Below are 19,864 nucleotides of genomic sequence, written 5' to 3' on the forward strand. Positions count from 1 at the left end.
TCTGGTTATTGACGGAGTTAGTAATACTTTTGGTTTACGATTTGTAACGTTTTTAGCCAAGTGCACAAGTTATTCCTACTATGCTTATAGGTAAGGTTTTTTGTGTAGAGAGCGTTATGAAGAAAGTATCAGCTCCCCTGTTATCTATGCTTTTATTATTGTTGCTTCAAGCTTGTACTTCAACCTCTGAACCAAGCAAACAGTATGCACTTGAAAGCTATTATCATGATGAACACTTCGATGCGATTCCAGAGCTTCCAGCGGCAGAGAGTCTTTTTTATTTATCAGATAGCGACCTTAAAAGCGTTCGTAGGGACTTTAATCGCTCCAAACTGTCTGCTACTAGCAGCACCATGGTTCATCAGTGGTTGGCAAATTATATTAACGCTCAAGATGGTGGATTTCGTTATGCCGATAACTTAACCCGCTCTGCCAGTGAAACCTTTAATGACAGAGAAGGTAACTGTTTATCCCTAGTGTTACTAACCGCCGCTATAGCCGATGAGCTAGATGTAACGGTTCAATTCCAAGAGATTGACGTTCCACCTGTTTGGGACAAACAAGGGGGCTTTTATCTTGTAAATGGTCATATTAACCTTAAGTTACTGCCGCAAGAGCGGAGTAATAGCATTAACTTTTCTAGCGGTGCCATTCAAATCGATTTTTTACCCGAACGAGCAATGCAAGGCTATGACAAGCGTCGAGTGAGCCAGTCGATGGTGGCCTCAATGTATTACAATAATGTTGCTGCTGAAGCTTTGGTAAAGGGACAATATGATAAAGCGTATGGCTTATTAAAACTCAGTTTGCAGCAGGATAATCAATTCTTGCCAGCGATTAATACGCTAGCAGTGTTATATCGATATAAAGGTCTGATTGAAGAGGCTGAGGCTCTGTATAAATTAGCGTTAATCATCGATCCCGAAGATATGAATGCACTGTATAACTATGCGATTATTCTTGGAGAGCAAAATAGGCTTGATGAGTGGGCTGATGTGCACAAAGTGATGGAACTCGCTCGGATCCATAATCCTTATTATTACTACAGCATGGCGCAGCAAGCTTACTTCGATAAAGAGTATAAGCTCGCGTTAAACTGGTATAAAAAAGCGATTGATAAGGCCGATTATCGCCATGAATTCTATTTTGGTCTATCTAGAACATATTGGGCTACGGGTGATGAACGTCGAGCTCAAGTTAACATGGAGAAGGCATTATCGTTGTCCAACGACTTAAACAATAAGCATCGTTATCAATCAAAACTTCATGCAATGAGAAGTCATTAGCTTACTTGCTAATGACATCTATATTTTTATCGAAATGCAGTGCTCCCTAATGCTTGCCTTTCAAAGAGTAAATTTTGATGTCCCCCAATAGAACAGCCACCATCACCGCCCAATTCGTTGATTTTTTCAGCTGGGGGCTGTCGCGATCCTGACTACAGGCAACATTTAATATACTTGTGCATGACTGTATTTGAGCACGTTATTAGTTAGTTGAAAGCATTATTGAATGTTTAGTGGGAATTAATTGGCTCTTTATAGAATGAAGATGGTGAAAGTTACTTAAATTATATCTTTAAAAATAGATAGTTAAATTTATTTTATGTAATTTATAATTACTTGATTGCAATGAGAGGAGATACTGGATAAATTGAACGCAGTATCGCAATCGAGAGATAAGAATTCACACGCTAGACGGAGCGCAGTATTACCATGTATTACCAAAATGATGATGTTCGAATTAATAAGATTAAAGAGTTGTTACCTCCAATTGCAATTTTGGAGCGATTTCCGGCAACAGAGAACGCATCGGCGACCGTATTTAATGCGCGTGAAAGCATCCACAATATCTTAGCAAAAAAGGATGACCGCCTTTTAGTGGTTATCGGCCCTTGCTCTATTCATGATCCTGTTGCGGCAGTTGAGTACGGAAAACGTCTTGTTGAACTACGTGAGAAGTACAAAGATCAATTAGAGATTGTTATGCGAGTCTATTTTGAAAAGCCACGCACAACAGTTGGCTGGAAAGGATTAATCAACGATCCAAATATGGATAACAGCTTTAAGCTAAATGATGGTTTGCGCACTGCTCGCAAGCTTTTGCTTGATCTTAATGATATGGGCTTGCCAACTGCTGGTGAGTTTTTAGATATGATCACGCCGCAATATGTTGCCGACTTAATGTGTTGGGGCGCAATTGGCGCCCGTACCACCGAATCACAAGTGCATAGAGAGTTAGCTTCTGGTCTTTCAAGCCCTGTAGGGTTTAAAAATGGTACCGATGGCACTATTAAAGTCGCTATTGACGCCATTGGCGCTGCCAGCGCACCTCACCATTTCCTTTCGGTGACTAAATTTGGCCATTCAGCGATTGTTGAAACCAAAGGTAACCCTGATTGTCATATCATTTTGCGTGGTGGTAAAGAGCCTAACTACAGTGCAGAACATGTGGCAGAGATCAATCAGCAGCTCGATAAAGCAGGGCTTGCTAATAATATTATGATCGACTTTAGCCATGCTAATAGCCGTAAACAGTTTGCGCTGCAAATGTCTGTTGCCGATGATGTGGCTGGCCAATTGAGCGCCGGTGAAACATCGATATTTGGTGTAATGGTCGAAAGTAACTTGGTTGAAGGGCGACAGGATCCTGTTGAAGGGCAATCACTTTGTTATGGCCAGAGTGTAACGGATGCATGTATCGGCTGGGGTGACACTGAGACAATGCTGAGCGTATTGAACGAGAGTATTCTCAAGCGTAGATAACAAGATAGCGCTAAGCTATTTGTTAAAATGAAACCTGGTGTTAGCGCCGGGTTTTTTTATGGGTTTTTATAACGACAAAAAGAGCATCTAGGCTCTTTGTTGATAAACGCAGCATTACTGGTGTTTATCTTTTATCGTCAAACTTATTATTCGTACTCTAATCTCAATATAAATCCTGGATTTACTTTGAGCTAACCTGAATTTTCTCAATACCATTAGCTGGGGCTTCAACCACAAAATCAAGCTGCACTAATGATCCTTTTGCCCCCATTTTGGACTCGCTATAACGCCACTGCTTTAACGCTTTAATGGCTGATGCATCAAACACTGCCGTTGGCGATGATTTAATCACTTTAATATTGTTCACTTCGCCAGCGGGAGTGATATCAAATTTCATCACTACAAAACCGTTCTGATTAGCTTCAACTGCCGCAGCAGGGTAAGTGGGCTCTATTCTAATCACGGGATGAATATCCTGATTTTTATCATCTCCAGCTAACACTTGCTGGTTTAGTAAAAGGCTACTTAAGCCAAGTGCGACTGTCAGACCAATAACGGCTAGACCACTTTGGCCTTTTTGATGAGTTTTCATTTGCATAATACGCTCCTTGAGTATGTGTTTATTTCCATAGTGAGTGTGTAACAGACCGTGATTAGCCTGTTGTGAGTAAGTGAGTAGCATTTTGCTATAAACTATTTTTTCTGCAGTATCGAGAGTGGCTGTCACCTTGGCATCACAGGCTAGCTCCTGATCATTTCTGAAGCGTTTATAGGCTAGCCAAAACAGTGGGTTAAACCAAAATGCTGCTAAGATCCCGTAGGCTAAAAGATTACAAAACAGATCCAATCTTTTGTGATGGTATTGTTCGTGAGCAATAATGGCACGCTGCTTTAACGGGCTTAGACTGACGAAATCAGTTGGCAAAATAATCTTAGGGCTAATAATCCCTATTAACATAGGGCTGTGAACTTTTGGGTGGCTATAGGTGGGCAGATATGAAGCTAAGCCTTTTACTTTTATAGCTGTCTGCAGCAATGTGCGTAGGTAAGCACTTTGCAGAAATAAAGCAAAAGTCATACAACTAAAACCAATCAACCAAGCGGAGATAAGTATTTGGCTGTACCAAGAAGACTCACTTTGGCTTATCACCTTTCCAGCCTTAACACTGTAGTAAGCAATCTGTTCGGACTGAACGGGGAAAAGCTGTGTTGGTAGGTAATTGACTAACAGTGAGCTTAATAAGATCAGCGGCAAAAGCATCCATAGAGCATAGGTTTTGTGCGCACCTAGGTATTTTTGCAATCGACTATGGCTAAGTAAGAGTATGCTGCAAACGAGGCTTAGCAACAGTGTTTGTTGAAGAAGCCAGAGGATCATGACTTATTCTCCTTTTGCCAGGTATCAATCAGTTGCTGTAACTCCTCTACATCTTTTGCACTTAGTTTATTTTCACGAGCAAAGCCTGCAACCAATGGCGCAACTCTGCCAGAGAAGAGTCTCTCGATAAAAGATTCACTCTCTTTCAGTTGATAATCACTTTGATCGATCAATGGATGATATAAGTAACTACGCCCCTGTTTTTCAAAACCGATAGCCTGTTTTTTCACAAGTCTATTCAGCAGCGTTTTAACAGTCTTTTCATGCCAGTCATTACTCTGAGTCAACAGCGCTACGACTTCGCTGGCGCTTATTGGGGATTGTTGCCAAAGCACATTGAGTACATTGAGCTCGGCATTACTTATCTCTTTCATGATTATTATCCCTTCAATAGTTATTACTTCACTGATGACATCTATTGATTACAGTTGTAATTTATAATTATGATTACAAATGTAATCATAATGTGCAAGCTCTAATGTTAATTAAATGATAATAAGTAGTGGCGTTTCAAGTATGCGGTTGAATAGATTAGCTATTGGCCGACTTAAGTCCGGCCAATAGCTAGGAAGTGATTTTTTATCTATGCCTTTTGCTGCTGTAGCGATACACTACGCACAAAATAAATACCCTAAACAAGGATTGTAAAGGTATGAAAGCAAGTCAGCTGCCACGCAGGGTAATCTGTTCAGTACTTTTTTGTTGTCACTCTTTAATGAGTGTCTATGCATCTGAAATGACAGAGAGCTCGTTTAATAGGCTGCCTAAGCAACTGCCTATATTTAGCCAGAAATTAAGTTTTTTCCTCCCCAATGACTGGAAACTTGCCTACACCCAACTTGAAGATGGGATGTTTTCTGCCGAGTTTTTACCTCAAAGCGAAGGGTTACATAACTGGTCTTCAATGGTTTGTATCCAAGGATTTGAGGGCTTGTCTGCAAATATTGCGCCCGAAGAGTTCCTTGATACCATGGTCGATACCTACAGAGAAAGCTGTAGCGGTGAAGTGATTTATCAGCGCGTAGATGATGAGTATATCAATGGGTATCAAACAGCGAGTGCGATTATAGGTTGTACACAAATGCCTAATAGTCATCTTAATGAACTACAAATCGATTTCTACAGTGAGCCACCCCACTTAAGTGAGATAGGTTTTTATACAGCGGTTAGCGGTGAGCGTGATCTTTACCTTATTCATAAGTCGTTGCGAGGTACTGAGTTTAATGCCATCACCGCTCCGATTGAAAAGACAAACTATCGAGAGTTCATGTCAGCTGTCAGCCCGTTCAATTTAAATTAGAGCTTAAGTGCTTAATACAAGTATTTTTGACTAATATGGATGATAACTAAATCTTCAGTAGCAATTGGCATAGCGCTGCTAAAAAGGCTTTGATACTGGGTTTATTCGCTTATATTGCGAAACAAGACTAGGATCTGCAGCTCTTTCATGGTTGTTTTTGCAGCAATTTATTGGCCATTTTGTCAAGGCAGAGGCTATGTCGTGTAGTCATTCTCCACAAAGAGACTTTAACGCAGAAAAAATGGCCAAGAAATGCTGTCCTTTGGATTCGTTTCATTGCTTCTATTCTGTTATGACTAGAATGCGTTATGTGCTCTTCACTTAGCTGGTTGAGCGTCATCGCTCAAGCCTTGCACTAGAAGCATTATTCCTTACGGTAAAGAATCGAACAAAAACTAAGCTCGAAAGAACAACAGACCCTAAAGGATTAGCTGCTAAGTTTTATCTCGTTCGTTCTGTTTATAGCGATAAGTCTAGTCATTACAATCTAAGCTAGAACAAATCTGCTCTTTGATTAGTTAGACATTTAACCGTATAGACGTCTATAATGCGCGCACAAAGCGGTAACCTCAACATACCGCAGCGTAACAACCATAAAAAATAACTAACTAGTCAACTTTATTGGTGCCTCTGCTTTCAACTTGCGTGTTGGCTGAGGATAATCGGGAAGTCAGTTAAATTCTGACACTGCCCCCGCAACGGTGAATGGTGAGACACAAGCGCTTTAAAGCTTGTTGTCGCATATTGATGACCTCATCAATATAGAACCTAAGTCCGGAGACCGGCCCGTAAAGTGATTTCGATGATTTCGGCGGGCAGATCTCGAAGTGCGGCAAATTGTAAATATAGCGAAGGAACTATGCGCTAATTGATTTACACTGCCGTGACGCATTTGCCCCGTTTTCCTTTAGGAGTCAAGGGTAAATGGGTACTAAACCATCTAAAATTGCGTTGCTGATCAGCGGCGTATTCAGCTTAACTGCATTGCCAACAGTGGCAGCAGAATCCAATCAAGACGTGACTATCGAAACCATTACCGTAACTGGTACCCGTTTCGATAGAAGCACTGAACAACAACTTACCGTTATTAATACTATTGAACGCAGCGAGATTGAACGGCTTAATCCGAAGTCAATTGTCGACGTGTTAGAAAATCTGCCTGGTGTTAGTGTTACTCGTAATGGCGGTGCTGCGCAGGCTTCTTCTGTAAGTATCCGCGGAACCAGTAGTGACCATGCTTTAATCATTGTCGATGGTGTGAAAATCGGTTCTGCAACATTGGGTACTGCAAACTTAAGTACTATCTCTCCTGAGAATATTGAGCGAATAGAAGTGCTAAAAGGCCCTAGAGCATCGGTATGGGGCAGTGATGCTATTGGTGGTGTGATTCAAATATTTACCCGCCAGCTAAAATCAGATGAATGGTATGTTGGCGCTGAATACGGTAGCAATGATTATGTTCGTGGTTCTGCTGGTATTGGTCTGGAGCATGGACAAGGCAGCAGTACGCTAGCTATCAACCATGATCGTTCAAATGGCTACGATGTCTACAATGGCGCTGAAGCAGAAAATGATGCTGACGGTTATGATCGTACATCGCTATCTGTTAAAGGTTCACAATCGTTAAATGAACAGTGGCAGGCACTTTGGAATGGTCAGTACGATAAGGGCAATACTCAATACGATGACATTTATGGTTTTGGTGGCGACGATGAGTTTGATTTCGCGAATTACCTTTGGACTTTAGGTACTCAATACGGTGCGGAGCATTTTAACAGTAAGTTGACTATAAGCCAGTCTCGTGACTATAACGAGTATTTCCGCGGCGATAGCGTAGCTGTAAATGTGAGTGAATTTGAAACTAAGCGTAAGCAAGTTAACTGGAGTAATCAGTATTTAGTTGGCAACGGCCTAAACCTTAGTGGCGGCATTGATTGGTCGAATGAAGCTGTGCTTGGAGATTATGCCCAAACTGATAGAGATTTGGTCGGCGTTTATTTACTTGCAGAAAAGCAGTGGGATAAATTGCTTGCTGAAGTTGCCGTTCGCTATGATGACGTTGAGAATGTCGACAGTGAAACAACCTATAACTTAGGGCTTGCCTACCAGTTTGATGAACAGTGGCGTCTAGCTGTAACTACTGGAACAGCATTTAAAGCACCAACATTCAACGACCTGTATTATCCAAACTTAGGCAGTCCCGATCTTCTATCTGAAACATCTGAAAACTATGATATTACGCTGAATTACCAAGGCAACGATGTTCAGGCTTATATTAGTGTGTTTAAAAATGATATCGAAAACTTGATCGACTGGGCGTGGACTGGTGAGCTTGATAGCAATGGTTATCAGATCTGGAAACCAGCAAATATCAGTGATGCAGAGATCTTAGGTGCGGAATTCTTTACTAAATTTTCGTTATTTGGTTTAGAACATCAATTGGCTTATACCTACCTAGATACTGAAGATAAAGCGACTGAAGAAAAGTTAACCGGCCGCAGCGAAAATGAAGTGAATTACTCGCTAAGCTACCGTTGGAATGACTTTGATCTACTGGCTAATTATCATTATCAAGGTAAACGCTATGCTGGATATAAGCAGTATCTAGATGCTTATCATCAATTAGATTTAGGTGTTGGTTATCAAGTCTCTGATAGTTGGCAACTACGCTTAAAAGCTAATAATGTTTTCGATGAAGACATTGTGTCGGTGACTAATTACAACAGCCCAGGTAGAGAGCTATTTTTCAGCGTGAGCTATAGCGCGCTATAAGCTTATAGCGTCTGCAAATAGTTTAAAAGCCAGTCTGATTAAGACTGGCTTTTTTGTGGCTACAATCTAACTAAAGAGTGTGTTGTTGTAGGGTTTCAAACCGCAGATACAAAAAAACCTCGCTAGGCGAGGTTTAAGTTGTAAGCTTGAGGTCTTAAATTGCCTAAGCTTAATGTTTAAATGTTGCAACACCTAAACTAAATATTGGTGCCCGAACCCGGAATCGAACCAGGGACACGAGGATTTTCAATCCTCTGCTCTACCGACTGAGCTATTCGGGCAACGGGCGCTATTAAAAGGCTTTTACCGATTTGAGTCAACCAATTTCTGCTAAATATCGCTATTTTTTAACTGTGCGTTGAATAATTCAGCGTTTAGCTGCACAACTGAGCAATTTGTTTGTCTGTTCGATAGCTTTAGCTGTTGGACTACTATTTGTTATAAAACTGTGAATATAATCGTGAGTTACACGGTCTAGTGTTTATAACTAAAATATCAATGAGGGTGAAGCTAGTTGCATATTCAGACTGTTTGGAAAATTCAACGTTATCCAATAGTGCTACTCGTAGCTATTGCTTTTCTGTTGTTGCTTTCATTGCTAGGGCTACATAGGTTGAACCTTGATGTCGATTTTAGTGATTACTTCTCTCCAGAGGATCCACGTTTTATTGCTTTTAATAACATGAGTGATAACTTCGAACGTCATGATCAGTTGTGGTTATTGCTTGAGAGCAAGCAGGACTGGCGTGACGGCGAGCTTAACCACTCCTTGTTAGCCTTTGTCTCTCAAATTGATAAACAGTCAGATATCATAAGTGTGCAGGGCTATAACCAATTTGTACAAGGTAGCGCCCAAGCCAATAAAATCTTGCCCTATAAGAAGCATCCTCGTCTAGATTCCGTTTTGTCTAATGACGGCCATGCAATATTGCTACAGTTTCAGCTAGATGAGTCTAAGGCATCACAATTTAAAACCCGTAGCTTATGGCTCATCGATACGTTAGATAACATCAAACTTCAATCGCAACAGTTCTGGCAACCATTGAAGGTTGAAAGTTACCTCAATGGCACTCATGCCTTAAATTGGCAGTATGCCAAAGTATTGCGCCATGACCTTACTTGGTTTGCCCCCTCTTTATTACTTGTCATTTTTGTTATGGCGGCTCTATTTATTCGGCAGAAAGTATGGATTGCAGCGCTGTGCCTTAATAGCTTGATAGCGCTTGTTCTGACGCTTGGCGTTGCTGCATGGTTGAAGCTCACTTTGGCTGCTATAAGTGCTTTTGTGCCGGTGATTATTGTGACGCTAGCGCTTGCCTATGCATCGCACCTGTATTTTGGTTGGCGCAGGGCGGTGAATAATGGTTTGTCGAATGAATTAGCGCTAACAGAAACCGTTCGTGTAAATCAAGCACCACTTTTCTACTCAACCATTACCACTATATTTGGTTTCTGTTTACTGACTTTTAGTCCATCACCTCCAATTCAAAGCTTTGGATTACTCGTGGCTTTTGCTGTGCTCTGTAACTATTTACTGAGCCTTACCACGCTTATATATTTTGCCAAGTTCTCGGTAACAAAGCCTCAACCAATCCGTTTATTTACCACTGTTATAGGATTAGCTAAATATAATGTAAAAAGACCCAACTCGGTTATGTTGGGGATTGTGCTTATCAGTATCGCTGCCACATTTAGTGTCTCTAAATTGACCTTAAATGACGACCCATTAAGTTACTTCAATGAAGACAACCCTTTTACCGTTTCTAGCCAGAAAATGCGTCAGTATTTTGCTGGCATTAACTTGCAACATTATGTTGTTGCGAGTGTTTCAGGTGAGCAAGTGGATAGAACTGAGCTGAGCTTTATTTATAAATTTGCACGCTTTTTAAAAGCTCAGACTGAAGTCAATAAAGTGCAGCACTTAGGTGACTGGGTCAGAAGTACTGGGCTTGGGCAAAGTCAGTTTCATCAATTGCTGGCTAATAACTCAGTGACCGAGCTGCATTTACAGAGTGAACTGTCCGCAAACAAGAGTGCAGCCCTCGTGACGCTGTATCTAAAACCGATGACGGCCATGGAGTTGGTGGCATTCGAGAAGAAAGTTAATTATTGGCTAGAGCAGAATGCTTCGCAGGTTACAGTAAGTCCACCGCTTGGTAGCAATTTACTGTTTGCTCACCTAAGCATTGATAACGCCAATAATATGCTGTCTTCATTTGGCGTGGCTTTGATAGCGTTAGCTGTGCTACTCAGTATTTTAAAGCGTTCGTTGCTGTTTGGTTTTATGGGACTGTTACTTAACTTCCTACCTTTGCTGTGGGTATTTGCGCTGTGGCAGCTTAACGGCGGCTTTATTAGCTTAGGCACGGCCGTTGTGCTCGGTATGATGTTAGGGGTGATTGTTGACGATACATTACACTTGATGTTGAAACTGCCGAGCGAACCTTCAAAAGACAGCATAGCGCTTATGTGGCAAGGGTTAAGTAAGGTACTACCGGTGATCAGTTTTACCACGCTGACGATAGCTCTTGGTTTTTCCATTGGCTTGTTGTCTGACTTTGCTCCAATAGCCCAACTGAGTTTGTTGTCCTGTTTGGTCGTGCTTTTTGCCTGGGGCTTTGATGTGTTGATGCTGCCAGTGCTTTACCAGCGTTGGGTGCTAAGGAGGTCAAATGCTTAAGCGAAATTTACCTCGATGTTTTCCATTGAGACACAATCACTCAATTGGGTTGGCCGATCATGCAAATGGCCAACGAATCGAAAACTGGTTAAAAGCAGCAACAGTCTCTCCAATCCGTTTTTCTGATCAACAGACTGACACGATGGCAAGATTGCTGCCCTTATTACTGTGCGGTGAGCAATCGGCGCAGTTAGTATTTAATAGCGAGATAGCGCGCTTAGCTGGCTCGGAACATAAACTCATTCTAAGCTGTTTGCATGGAGTCGAAGCGGATGAATATCGGCACGACATAGCCTTGCAACAAGTTGCAAGTCAATTGACGGAACTGACAAGTTTTAGCCAAGTACAACGAAAGGCCAAGCGTTTTTATGCCAGCTTAGGGCGAGTCGAAAATTACAGCGAACACTTTGTCAGAATTGCCATCTTAGATACCTGTGTTACCCATATTATGCAGTCATTTGAACAATGCCATTTAGGCAGGGAACATCCATTTTCACAATTGTGCGGGCTAATAAAAAAAGATGAAGCTAAACATGTTTACGTTAGCCGCAAACATGCAATGGCGCTTGGTGCGGATGCAAACCAGTTTGCTGAGCAACATGAGCAAGTGGTGGGTAACTTGATGCAGCTCTTGCTGACTCAAGGGGGAGCATTTGAGTCTATTGGGGTGTGCTTAGACGGCGTAACAAGAAAGCTGGAGGCTAAATGGCGGTAAAATTTGCTAAACATTCGCTCTCATTGAAGGGGATTGATCACGCCCTACCTCACGACAATATTGATAATGAATATTTGTTAGAGAAGCTAAGGCAGCAGTGCGGTTTGTTGACCGCAAGAAAAGCCAAAGCGATTGCACGGCGAATGGGAATAGAGGGAAGGCATTTGTGTCGTGATCTTAATGTTGCAACAAGTCGACCTGCACCAACCAGTATAGAGTTGAGTGTTGAAGCTCTCAATGGTGCGCTGCTAACTGCAGATGTTGAAATAAGCGAGCTCGACTATTTACTCTCTCATACCTGTACACCACATACTCAAGTTCCTCCCAATGCAGCTTGGGTTGCGGATAAATTGTCATACCATGGTCCCTATTTAGAGTTACGCCAAGCGTGTACTGGTTTTGCTAATGGGTTGCAGATAGCTTCAAGCTTTTGTGCTGTGAACCAGCAACCGCTGGCAATTGTTGGTTGTGAAACGGGATCAGTCTATTTTGATATGGATAATCAATTCATTGATACCGAGCAGCTGGTGAACTACGTGCAGATGGGGGATGGTGCAGCGGCAGTGGTGCTTGCTCCTGCCGAACAGTTAGCGGGTTCGATTGGCACTATTTCTGATATCTATTTGGGCCATATAGGCGTAGGTAAAGAGGCTGGTTTTTTTCTCGACTCGGGTTCGAAGGATGTTGCCAATAAGCAGATGGCAAGATTTCATCATAATACTCAGGCGGTAAGGCAGCAGGGCAGTCAATTATTTGAGCTTGGTTTGGCTGCTTTGCAGTCGCGAGGGCATCATCTTGATGACTTTCGTTTTATTTTACCCCATCAAGCGAATGGCCATATTGATCGATTACTTGGTGATGCGTTATCTATTGAATCTAGTCGGATTATTAATGATGCAAAATCACTTGGGAACTTAGGTTCAGCGGCTATATGGGTTAGTTTAGCTAAATTGATTAACTCTGGCGTGTTGAACTCTGGTGATAAGGTGATGGTTTTAGGTGCTGAAGCGACAAAATATCTATATGGCGGTTTTGTTTACCAACATTTGTAAATCTATCTATAAAAAAATAAAGGCCTCTAATGAGGCCTTTATTGATATTAACGAGAGGGAAAACAGCGTTAATAATTAGCGCTGAGCAACCAATTTGTTATCAGGGAAGTTAGCTTGCATCACCATAAGTGCATGCTCTTTAAGCTTATCTTGTCCTAGCTCACCATAAGCTTGAGACATTATCTCCAAAGCTCTTTCTGTTGATGGTGTACCTGGGAAACCTTCCATAACGAGCTGTGCTCGAATGGCTGCTGCACTCCATGCATTCATTTTTATGTAGTATTCAGCTACCTTGATCGAGTAAAGTGCCAGTCTATTTTTTAAGTGTTGCATGCGTTTTTGAGCATCTGCTGCATACTTACTGTTTGGATAAGCCTTAACCAGTCTATCGAAATCTTTAAATGCATCTTGTGCCGCTTTAGGATCACGATCAGATCTATCGATGTTTAACATATCGTGGAAAAGGTAACGATCAGACTGCATATTGACTAGACCGCGCATATAGTAAACGTAATCTATGTCTTTATGTGTTGGGTTTAATCGAATGAAACGGTCGATGTTAGCGATGCCTGAAGCTGGATCATCGAGTTTGTAGTAAGCAAATATTAAATCGAGTTGGACTTGAGTTTTATGAGGTCCAAACGGGAAACGGGAATCCAAAGCTTCTAAAGAACGAACTGCTTTGCTGTAATTTCCCAGCTCCATAGAGGTTCTTGCTTGAGAATAAAGCACTTCAGGCGAACTTTTGATCATTGCAGGGTCTTCGCCCTGTTTACTACTACAGGCCGTAACAGCAAGCGATATTAGGACTACAGCAACACTTTTAGCAATTTTATGCATACTTGAATTCGATTCTTTTAAAGTTATAGTTAAGAATTTTTCCATTTCACGATAAAATAGAAACAATCCGATTGTAACAGATAGTAAACATTTTTGGACCCCGAAACGTGGGTACGGTTCATATGACTCAAGAGATTAAACTAAAAAGCGAGATAACATCAATACAAACAGGGCAAAGATTAGACCAGACTTTGGCTGATTTGTTCCCTGATTACTCGCGAACACGCATTAAAGAGTGGATTCTGTCCGGTGCAGTTAGCATTGACGGTAATGTTTCTGACAAACCTAGAACCAAAGTTTTAGAAGGTCAGGAGATCATTGTCTTAGCAACACTGGAAGAAGAAACATCGGCAAAAGCTGAAGCTATCGATCTAGATATTGTTTATGAAGATGACCATATCTTGGTTATTAATAAGCAAGCTGGACTCGTAGTGCATCCTGGTGCTGGTAACCAAGATGGTACCCTGATGAATGCTTTGCTGCATCATTGTCCTGGTATCGAATTGGTGCCTCGTGCAGGTATTGTTCATCGTTTAGATAAAGACACGACTGGTTTGATGGTTGTAGCTAAAACGGTTGAAGCACAGACACATTTGGTCACAGCACTGCAAGCTCGTGAGATCACTCGTGAATATGAAGCGATTGTTCAAGGCGGTATTATTGCGGGCGGCACTGTCGATGAACCTATCGATCGTCATCCAACTAAGCGTACCCATATGGCTGTAGTCCATAACGGTAAGCCAGCGATGACCCATTACCGCGTGGCTGAGAAGTTCCGAGCTCACACCCGTTTACGTCTTCGCCTAGAGTCTGGTCGTACACACCAAATTCGTGTGCATATGGCTTACATCGGTCATGTATTGGTCGGTGATCCTGTTTATGCAGGACGTCCGCGTCCACCTAAAGGAGCTGCGCCTGACTTTTTTGAAACCTATATGGGCTTCAAGCGTCAAGCATTGCACGCAATACGTCTTGAGTTAGCGCATCCTTTCACTTGTGAAATTATGAGCTGGCAGGCACCTGTCCCTGACGATATGGTTAAGCTGACCAAGGCACTGCGTCAAGATACCCTCGATAATCCAGCCGTAATTTAATGGTTGATGTTGTTGATGAGAAGTTAGCATGGTTTATTCCTAAGGGAGTAAACCTTGCTTTTTCGACTCGCCAAGGTGGTAGCAGTTTACCGCCTTATGATAGTTTAAATCTCGGTGCGCATGTTGGTGACAACCTCGCTAATGTTAATCGCAATCGACAGATTATTGAGCATCAGTTAAATCTCCCCGTAAGTCCTGCTTGGCTTGAGCAAACTCATAGTATTGAGGTTGTTAACGCCGATAATAGCCACATTCATTATGCCGACGGTAGTTATTGCAATAGCAGCAACCAGGTCTGTGTGGTGATGACCGCTGATTGTCTTCCAGTTTTATTGTGTGATGTTGATGGCACCGAAGTTGCGGCTGTACATGCTGGGTGGCGTGGATTATGCGATGGAATTATTGAGGTTGCGGTTAACAAGTTTAGCCATTCGCCAAAAGAGCTTGTCGCTTATCTTGGTCCCGCGATTGGTCCCAGTGCTTTTGAAGTGGGTGAAGAGGTAAAGCAGCAGTTTGTAGCCTATGATCTTGAAGCTGAAAATTGTTTTAGACAAACATGTCAACAAAAAGGCAGTGACAAGTATATGGCTGATATTCATGCGCTAGCAAAGATCCGCTTATGCAAACTCGGTGTGAATAAGGTCTATGCAGATAAACGCTGCACAGTGACTGACTCTGAATCTTTTTTCTCTTACCGCCGTGATGGTGTTACTGGCAGAATGGCCTCATTTATTTGGCTCAATGCATAACTCCTTACTTGAAATTGTTCAAATAGCCCCCATATTTTAGTTATCACATGCTTTACGGTCTTGTAGAGCAGATCTATTATTTTCTGTTTGTATTAAGCTAAATGCAGTGCTCAAAGAGTATTGAGTTTTGCGTGACGATTTGTGGCAATGATACAAACCTAACTGAGTTACCGGAGGAATGATGCGATTAGATCGTATGACCAATAAATTCCAAATTGCTATCTCGGACGCTCAATCATTGGCATTGGGTCGAGATCACCAATTTATCGAGCCCGTACATTTGATGATGGCATTGCTTAATCAAGATGGCGGTTCTATTCACCCATTATTGACCCAAGCTGGAATTCAAGTCAGTAGCTTGCGTTCTTTATTAAGTAAAGAGTTGGAGCAATTGCCTCAGGTTGAAGGCACTGGCGGAGATGTTCAGCTATCTCAAGCATTGATACGTCTTCTTAATGTGTGCGATAAGCTAGCTCAGAAGCGTAAAGACAAGTTTATCTCTAGTGAACTATTTGTCCTCGCCGCATTGGATGGCAATGATGTACTAGCCAAAGCTTTGAAAAAGTCGGGGGCAGATAAAGCCCTGTTGGAAAATACAATTGATCAGATCCGTAATGGTCAGAATGTTGATGACCCTAATGCGGAAGATCAACGCCAAGCATTAAAAAAATTCACGGTTGATCTTACCGAACGTGCCGAGCAGGGGAAGTTAGACCCTGTGATTGGTCGTGATGATGAGATTCGTCGCACGATTCAAGTTTTGCAACGTCGTAGCAAGAACAACCCTGTACTCATTGGTGAGCCTGGAGTGGGTAAAACCGCTATTGTTGAAGGGCTTGCACAGCGGATCATCAACAATGAAGTGCCAGAAGGAATAAAAAACAAACGAGTCTTATCTTTGGATATGGGCGCGTTAGTCGCAGGTGCTAAATACCGTGGTGAGTTTGAAGAGCGTTTAAAAGCAGTACTGAATGAGCTTTCTCAGGAAGAGGGCCAAGTTATCCTCTTTATCGATGAGTTGCACACTATGGTTGGTGCCGGTAAAGGCGATGGCGCTATGGATGCGGGTAATATGCTTAAACCAGCATTGGCTAGAGGCGATCTGCATTGTGTTGGTGCCACTACATTAGATGAATACCGTCAGTACATTGAAAAGGATGCTGCGTTAGAGCGTCGTTTCCAAAAGGTGCTGGTGGATGAGCCCAATGTTGAAGATACCATTGCTATTTTACGTGGACTAAAAGAGCGTTATGAGCTGCATCATCATGTGGAGATCACTGATCCTGCCATTGTCGCCGCAGCTAGCATGTCTAACCGCTATATATCGGATCGTAAGCTACCTGATAAAGCCATTGATTTAATTGATGAGGCAGCTTCAAGTATCAGAATACAAATAGACTCTAAGCCAGAATCTCTCGATAAACTCGAGCGCCGCGCAATTCAGTTAAAACTTGAAGAGCAAGCGGTAAGCAAAGAGGAGGATGAAGCAAGCCTACGTCGTTTGGATGTGCTTCGCTCTGAACTTAAAGAAGTCGAAGCTAAAGCGGGCGAGCTAAATGAGATTTGGCATACTGAAAAAGCGGCATTAGCGGGAACTCAGCATATTAAGGCTGATCTAGAGCAAGCGCGGATGGATCTTGAAGTTGCAAGGCGAGCGGGTGATTTAACGCGTATGTCTGAACTTCAATATGGTCGTATTCCTGAGCTTGAAAAACAGCTAGATCTTGCGGCACAAGCTGAAATGCAAGATATGACTCTACTACGCAATAAAGTGACTGATATAGAGATCGCAGAGGTGCTGTCAAAAGCGACTGGGATCCCAGTATCAAAAATGCTCGAGGGTGAGCGAGAAAAGTTACTGCAGATGGAAGATGCATTGCACGAACGTGTCATTGGTCAAAACGAAGCTGTCGATTCGGTATCGAATGCCATTCGTCGTAGCCGAGCAGGGCTTGCCGACCCTAATCGTCCTATTGGTTCTTTTCTATTTTTAGGACCTACTGGCGTAGGTAAAACAGAGCTGTGTAAGTCACTAGCAAAATTCCTGTTTGATACAGAATCTGCGTTAGTTCGAATTGATATGTCTGAGTTTATGGAAAAACACTCTGTTTCGCGTTTAGTTGGTGCCCCTCCTGGTTATGTTGGCTATGAAGAGGGTGGATATCTAACTGAAGCGGTAAGGCGTAAACCTTATTCGGTGATTTTGCTAGATGAAGTAGAGAAAGCACATCCTGATGTGTTCAATATTTTATTGCAAGTGCTCGATGACGGTCGCTTGACTGATGGCCAAGGCCGCACTGTAGACTTTCGTAATACCGTTGTGATTATGACATCAAACCTTGGTTCTGATGCGATTCAAGCAGGCTTCGGCTCTCAAAACTACGATGAGATGAAATCTGATGTTATGCAGGTGGTCACGCAACATTTTAGACCTGAGTTTTTGAATCGAGTCGATGAGTCTGTTGTTTTCCATCCGTTAAATAAGGAGAACATTGCTCATATTGCATCAATTCAAATTGATGGACTTAAGCAAAGGCTAGCAGAGAAAGACTACGAGTTAGTCATTAGTGATGACGCATTAGCGATTATTGCAGACGCAGGTTACGACCCTATATATGGTGCGAGACCACTAAAGCGGGCATTGCAGCAGGAAGTTGAAAATCCACTGGCACAAAAAATACTAAGTGGACAACTACAACCCGGCAAAACGATTCATATCTCGGTATTAGACAATGAACTGACTTTTACCCAGTAATTGTGTTGTGAATGAGTTATTCATTAAATGGCATCCCTGTAAAGGGGATGCCATTTTTACTTTCTTACCTCCTTAACTGGAAAGGTCTGCATCTGTAACTTAACGATTTGTTTGTATTCTCAAATTTATCGTCAATACTCAATGATATTGATAGCAGCAATGCATTAGTTAACTTTCAATGTATTGGCTACAGGGTTTTCTTACAGGGTTTTCTTACAGGGAGGCGTGAATATGAAGTTCCATTTAGCAGTAATCGTTTTAACTTCAGTAGTTATATTGGGGTGTGCCAATAATGATCAACGCGGGCTTGCATCAGCCCCTTATATTGGTGAAGGCAATCAGGAGTTTGAGAGCCTTTACCACTATGGTTACTATCGGGGTTGTAAAAATGCTTATGTAACCAAGCAACAACAAACAGAGTTATACGGCTCGGTAGTCAAAGATACAGCACTTGATGGCTTAGATAAATTTGACAATGGTTGGGAGGCAGGATTAAAAGCCTGTGAGGATGGAGTTGCACGTTCAATGTATAACCTAACTGCTAGCCAATAGTTGATGACATCGAGACAGACTCAGATTTTGTCTGTCTCGCTTTCTTCCCATAGCGAAATTAGATTATTTAGCGCAAAATAAAGAGACTCGCTGTTTTTGTTCTTTTATCGCAGTTTGCCTTTGCTCTTCAGTCATCGCCACACTTTCGCCAGACTCTTTACTCTGTTTATTTAACTTTGAATGGCTTGTTAGTACATTGAGGCTATGTTTAGCATTTTCACAGATCACTTTTGCTTGAGCTTTATCAGATTTATTTATTGCGATAGCGGACTTTTCTAACTCTGTAGGTTCACTTATAACTTTGGCTGTTGCTTTAGGGGAGACAGTACCTATCTTTGCTGGTTTTATGTCTTCACTATAAATCTTTTTAACTTGTTTTTGTTCTGGTGGTTCTTGGCTGAAGTGCGTAACGCCATGCTCATCGACCCAAGTATAGATTTCAGTTGCATATACATCGTTACTGAACAGGCTAGTAAGCAATAATAAACCTGATAGAACGGCAATAATGGAGTGAGCGAAGAGATTGGGACTATTTATTTGGCTAGCAGTGACAGTAATCGGAGCTAATAACATGCTTCACCTTCTATATAAGTGACTATAGTTTCGTATTAAAGATTTTTACCATAATTGCCATGCTAGCGTGATAATTGGCTTCATAGCAAATGAAGCTTCTTACTTCTATATAGAAGTGGTCATTGATTTTCCACTGCGAACTCCTTAGGTAGAAGTACTTCGCTTAGGTAATACTGCATTAATTAGCCCACGGTTCGCTGGTTTTGTATGAAAAGCAGACTTTGTGAGCGGGTTTTATTCAGTTGGTATACTAAATTGGTTTTTATTCTACTTTTCTTCATAATCCCTCTTGTGCTCTGCCAAAACTTCCCTATAATGCGCATCCACTGACACGGCACAGCAGGCCAACTAACTAAACGAAAGCTTAGGTAGTAAGGGACTTGCAGAAGTGTTAGAGAGTTAAAAACCTTCGGGTATTTGATTCAGGTGACAAACGCTTTAAGGGCTTCGGGTAATGCTTCTTTTCACGAGAGTGGTTAAGAAATCATCGCTTGAAAAACTTCTTAAAATAAGCGCTTGACGCCGCCACTGGAGAGTGTAGAATACGCCTCCTCAAGCCAACGACCTAGCGTCTTCGGCGAAGTATGAAAGATGACTTCACGCTCTTTAACAATATGACAAGCAAATCTGTGTGGGCAC

At 42.0% G+C, this 19,864-nt stretch carries 15 protein-coding genes, 1 tRNA gene and 1 riboswitch; of the genes, 11 read left to right on the plus strand and 5 right to left on the minus strand.

Translation table 11 applies throughout. The features are described from left to right. The first annotated feature begins 116 nt into the window (after positions 1-116). Both L2730_RS02490 and aroG read left to right on the plus strand, forming a co-directional pair. Entirely contained in the window at positions 117-1,286 is a 1,170-nt protein-coding gene (locus tag L2730_RS02490; RefSeq protein WP_248973146.1) for a tetratricopeptide repeat protein, read from the plus strand. Positions 1,287-1,715: 429 nt separating this feature from the next. After that, the gene (aroG, locus tag L2730_RS02495; RefSeq protein WP_248973147.1) at positions 1,716-2,765 is read left to right on the plus strand and encodes a 3-deoxy-7-phosphoheptulonate synthase AroG; all 1,050 of its coding nucleotides are present in this window, start codon (positions 1,716-1,718) and stop codon (positions 2,763-2,765) included. Between the two features lie 181 nt (positions 2,766-2,946). Here the strand turns inward: aroG and L2730_RS02500 are convergent, their stop codons facing one another. Together L2730_RS02500 and L2730_RS02505 are read right to left on the minus strand one after the other, a co-directional pair. Further along, positions 2,947-4,143: a M56 family metallopeptidase gene (locus L2730_RS02500; RefSeq protein WP_248973148.1), complete on the minus strand. Its 1,197-nt coding sequence runs from the start codon at positions 4,141-4,143 to the stop codon at positions 2,947-2,949. Continuing rightward, positions 4,140-4,517 carry a BlaI/MecI/CopY family transcriptional regulator gene (locus L2730_RS02505; protein ID WP_248973149.1) on the minus strand — a complete coding sequence of 126 codons (378 nt, stop codon included), beginning with the start codon at positions 4,515-4,517 and terminating at the stop codon, positions 4,140-4,142. Before L2730_RS02505 ends, L2730_RS02500 begins: the two co-directional genes overlap by 4 nt. Before the next feature lie 278 nt (positions 4,518-4,795). Here L2730_RS02505 and L2730_RS02510 point away from each other — a divergent pair, with 278 nt between their 5' ends. Further along, complete coding sequence (locus L2730_RS02510; protein WP_248973150.1) at positions 4,796-5,443, plus strand: hypothetical protein; 648 nt, start codon at positions 4,796-4,798, stop codon at positions 5,441-5,443. Between the two features lie 605 nt (positions 5,444-6,048). Beyond that, positions 6,049-6,247: riboswitch (cobalamin riboswitch) on the plus strand. A gap of 120 nt (positions 6,248-6,367) precedes the next feature. Further along, the gene (locus tag L2730_RS02515) at positions 6,368-8,215 is read left to right on the plus strand and encodes a TonB-dependent receptor domain-containing protein (RefSeq protein ID WP_248973151.1); all 1,848 of its coding nucleotides are present in this window, start codon (positions 6,368-6,370) and stop codon (positions 8,213-8,215) included. A 205-nt stretch (positions 8,216-8,420) separates the two neighbouring features. On the opposite strand, the gene L2730_RS02520 is transcribed toward L2730_RS02515, so the two are convergent. Beyond that, positions 8,421-8,496 (minus strand) — tRNA-Phe (locus L2730_RS02520). A 233-nt stretch (positions 8,497-8,729) separates the two neighbouring features. On the opposite strand from L2730_RS02520, the gene L2730_RS02525 reads away from it, so the two are divergent. The 3 genes from L2730_RS02525 to L2730_RS02535 are packed head-to-tail and all read left to right on the plus strand — an operon-like array spanning position 8,730 to position 12,662. Beyond that, positions 8,730-10,895, plus strand: coding sequence for an efflux RND transporter permease subunit (locus L2730_RS02525; protein WP_248973152.1), 2,166 nt, complete (start codon positions 8,730-8,732; stop codon positions 10,893-10,895). Continuing rightward, positions 10,888-11,610, plus strand: coding sequence for a hypothetical protein (locus L2730_RS02530; protein WP_248973153.1), 723 nt, complete (start codon positions 10,888-10,890; stop codon positions 11,608-11,610). The genes L2730_RS02525 and L2730_RS02530 overlap by 8 nt, the downstream gene beginning before the upstream one ends. Next, entirely contained in the window at positions 11,601-12,662 is a 1,062-nt protein-coding gene (locus L2730_RS02535; protein ID WP_248973154.1) for a 3-oxoacyl-ACP synthase III family protein, read from the plus strand. The genes L2730_RS02530 and L2730_RS02535 overlap by 10 nt, the downstream gene beginning before the upstream one ends. 75 nt (positions 12,663-12,737) lie before the next feature. Here L2730_RS02535 and L2730_RS02540 read toward each other — a convergent pair whose 3' ends face one another. Continuing rightward, positions 12,738-13,502, minus strand: coding sequence for an outer membrane protein assembly factor BamD (locus L2730_RS02540; protein WP_248973155.1), 765 nt, complete (start codon positions 13,500-13,502; stop codon positions 12,738-12,740). Between the two features lie 122 nt (positions 13,503-13,624). Between L2730_RS02540 and rluD the strand changes: the two genes are divergently transcribed. The 4 genes from rluD (at position 13,625) to L2730_RS02560 (ending at position 18,652) form a co-directional block, all read left to right on the plus strand. After that, complete coding sequence (gene rluD / locus L2730_RS02545) at positions 13,625-14,596, plus strand: 23S rRNA pseudouridine(1911/1915/1917) synthase RluD (RefSeq protein ID WP_044556057.1); 972 nt, start codon at positions 13,625-13,627, stop codon at positions 14,594-14,596. Then, a complete protein-coding gene (pgeF, locus tag L2730_RS02550; protein WP_248973156.1) occupies positions 14,596-15,345 on the plus strand; it encodes a peptidoglycan editing factor PgeF in 750 nt (249 codons plus the stop codon). The genes rluD and pgeF overlap by 1 nt, the downstream gene beginning before the upstream one ends. A 181-nt stretch (positions 15,346-15,526) precedes the next feature. Continuing rightward, on the plus strand, positions 15,527-18,100 hold the full coding sequence (clpB, locus tag L2730_RS02555) for an ATP-dependent chaperone ClpB (protein ID WP_248973177.1): 2,574 nt from the start codon (positions 15,527-15,529) through the stop codon (positions 18,098-18,100). Between the two features lie 231 nt (positions 18,101-18,331). After that, entirely contained in the window at positions 18,332-18,652 is a 321-nt protein-coding gene (locus L2730_RS02560; RefSeq protein ID WP_248973157.1) for a hypothetical protein, read from the plus strand. A 63-nt stretch (positions 18,653-18,715) separates the two neighbouring features. Here the strand turns inward: L2730_RS02560 and L2730_RS02565 are convergent, their stop codons facing one another. Next, the gene (locus L2730_RS02565) at positions 18,716-19,225 is read right to left on the minus strand and encodes a DUF4124 domain-containing protein (protein WP_248973158.1); all 510 of its coding nucleotides are present in this window, start codon (positions 19,223-19,225) and stop codon (positions 18,716-18,718) included. Positions 19,226-19,864: the final 639 nt, after the last annotated feature.

The sequence above is a fragment of the Shewanella kaireitica genome (assembly GCF_023284045.1).
GTDB lineage: Bacteria > Pseudomonadota > Gammaproteobacteria > Enterobacterales > Shewanellaceae > Shewanella > Shewanella kaireitica.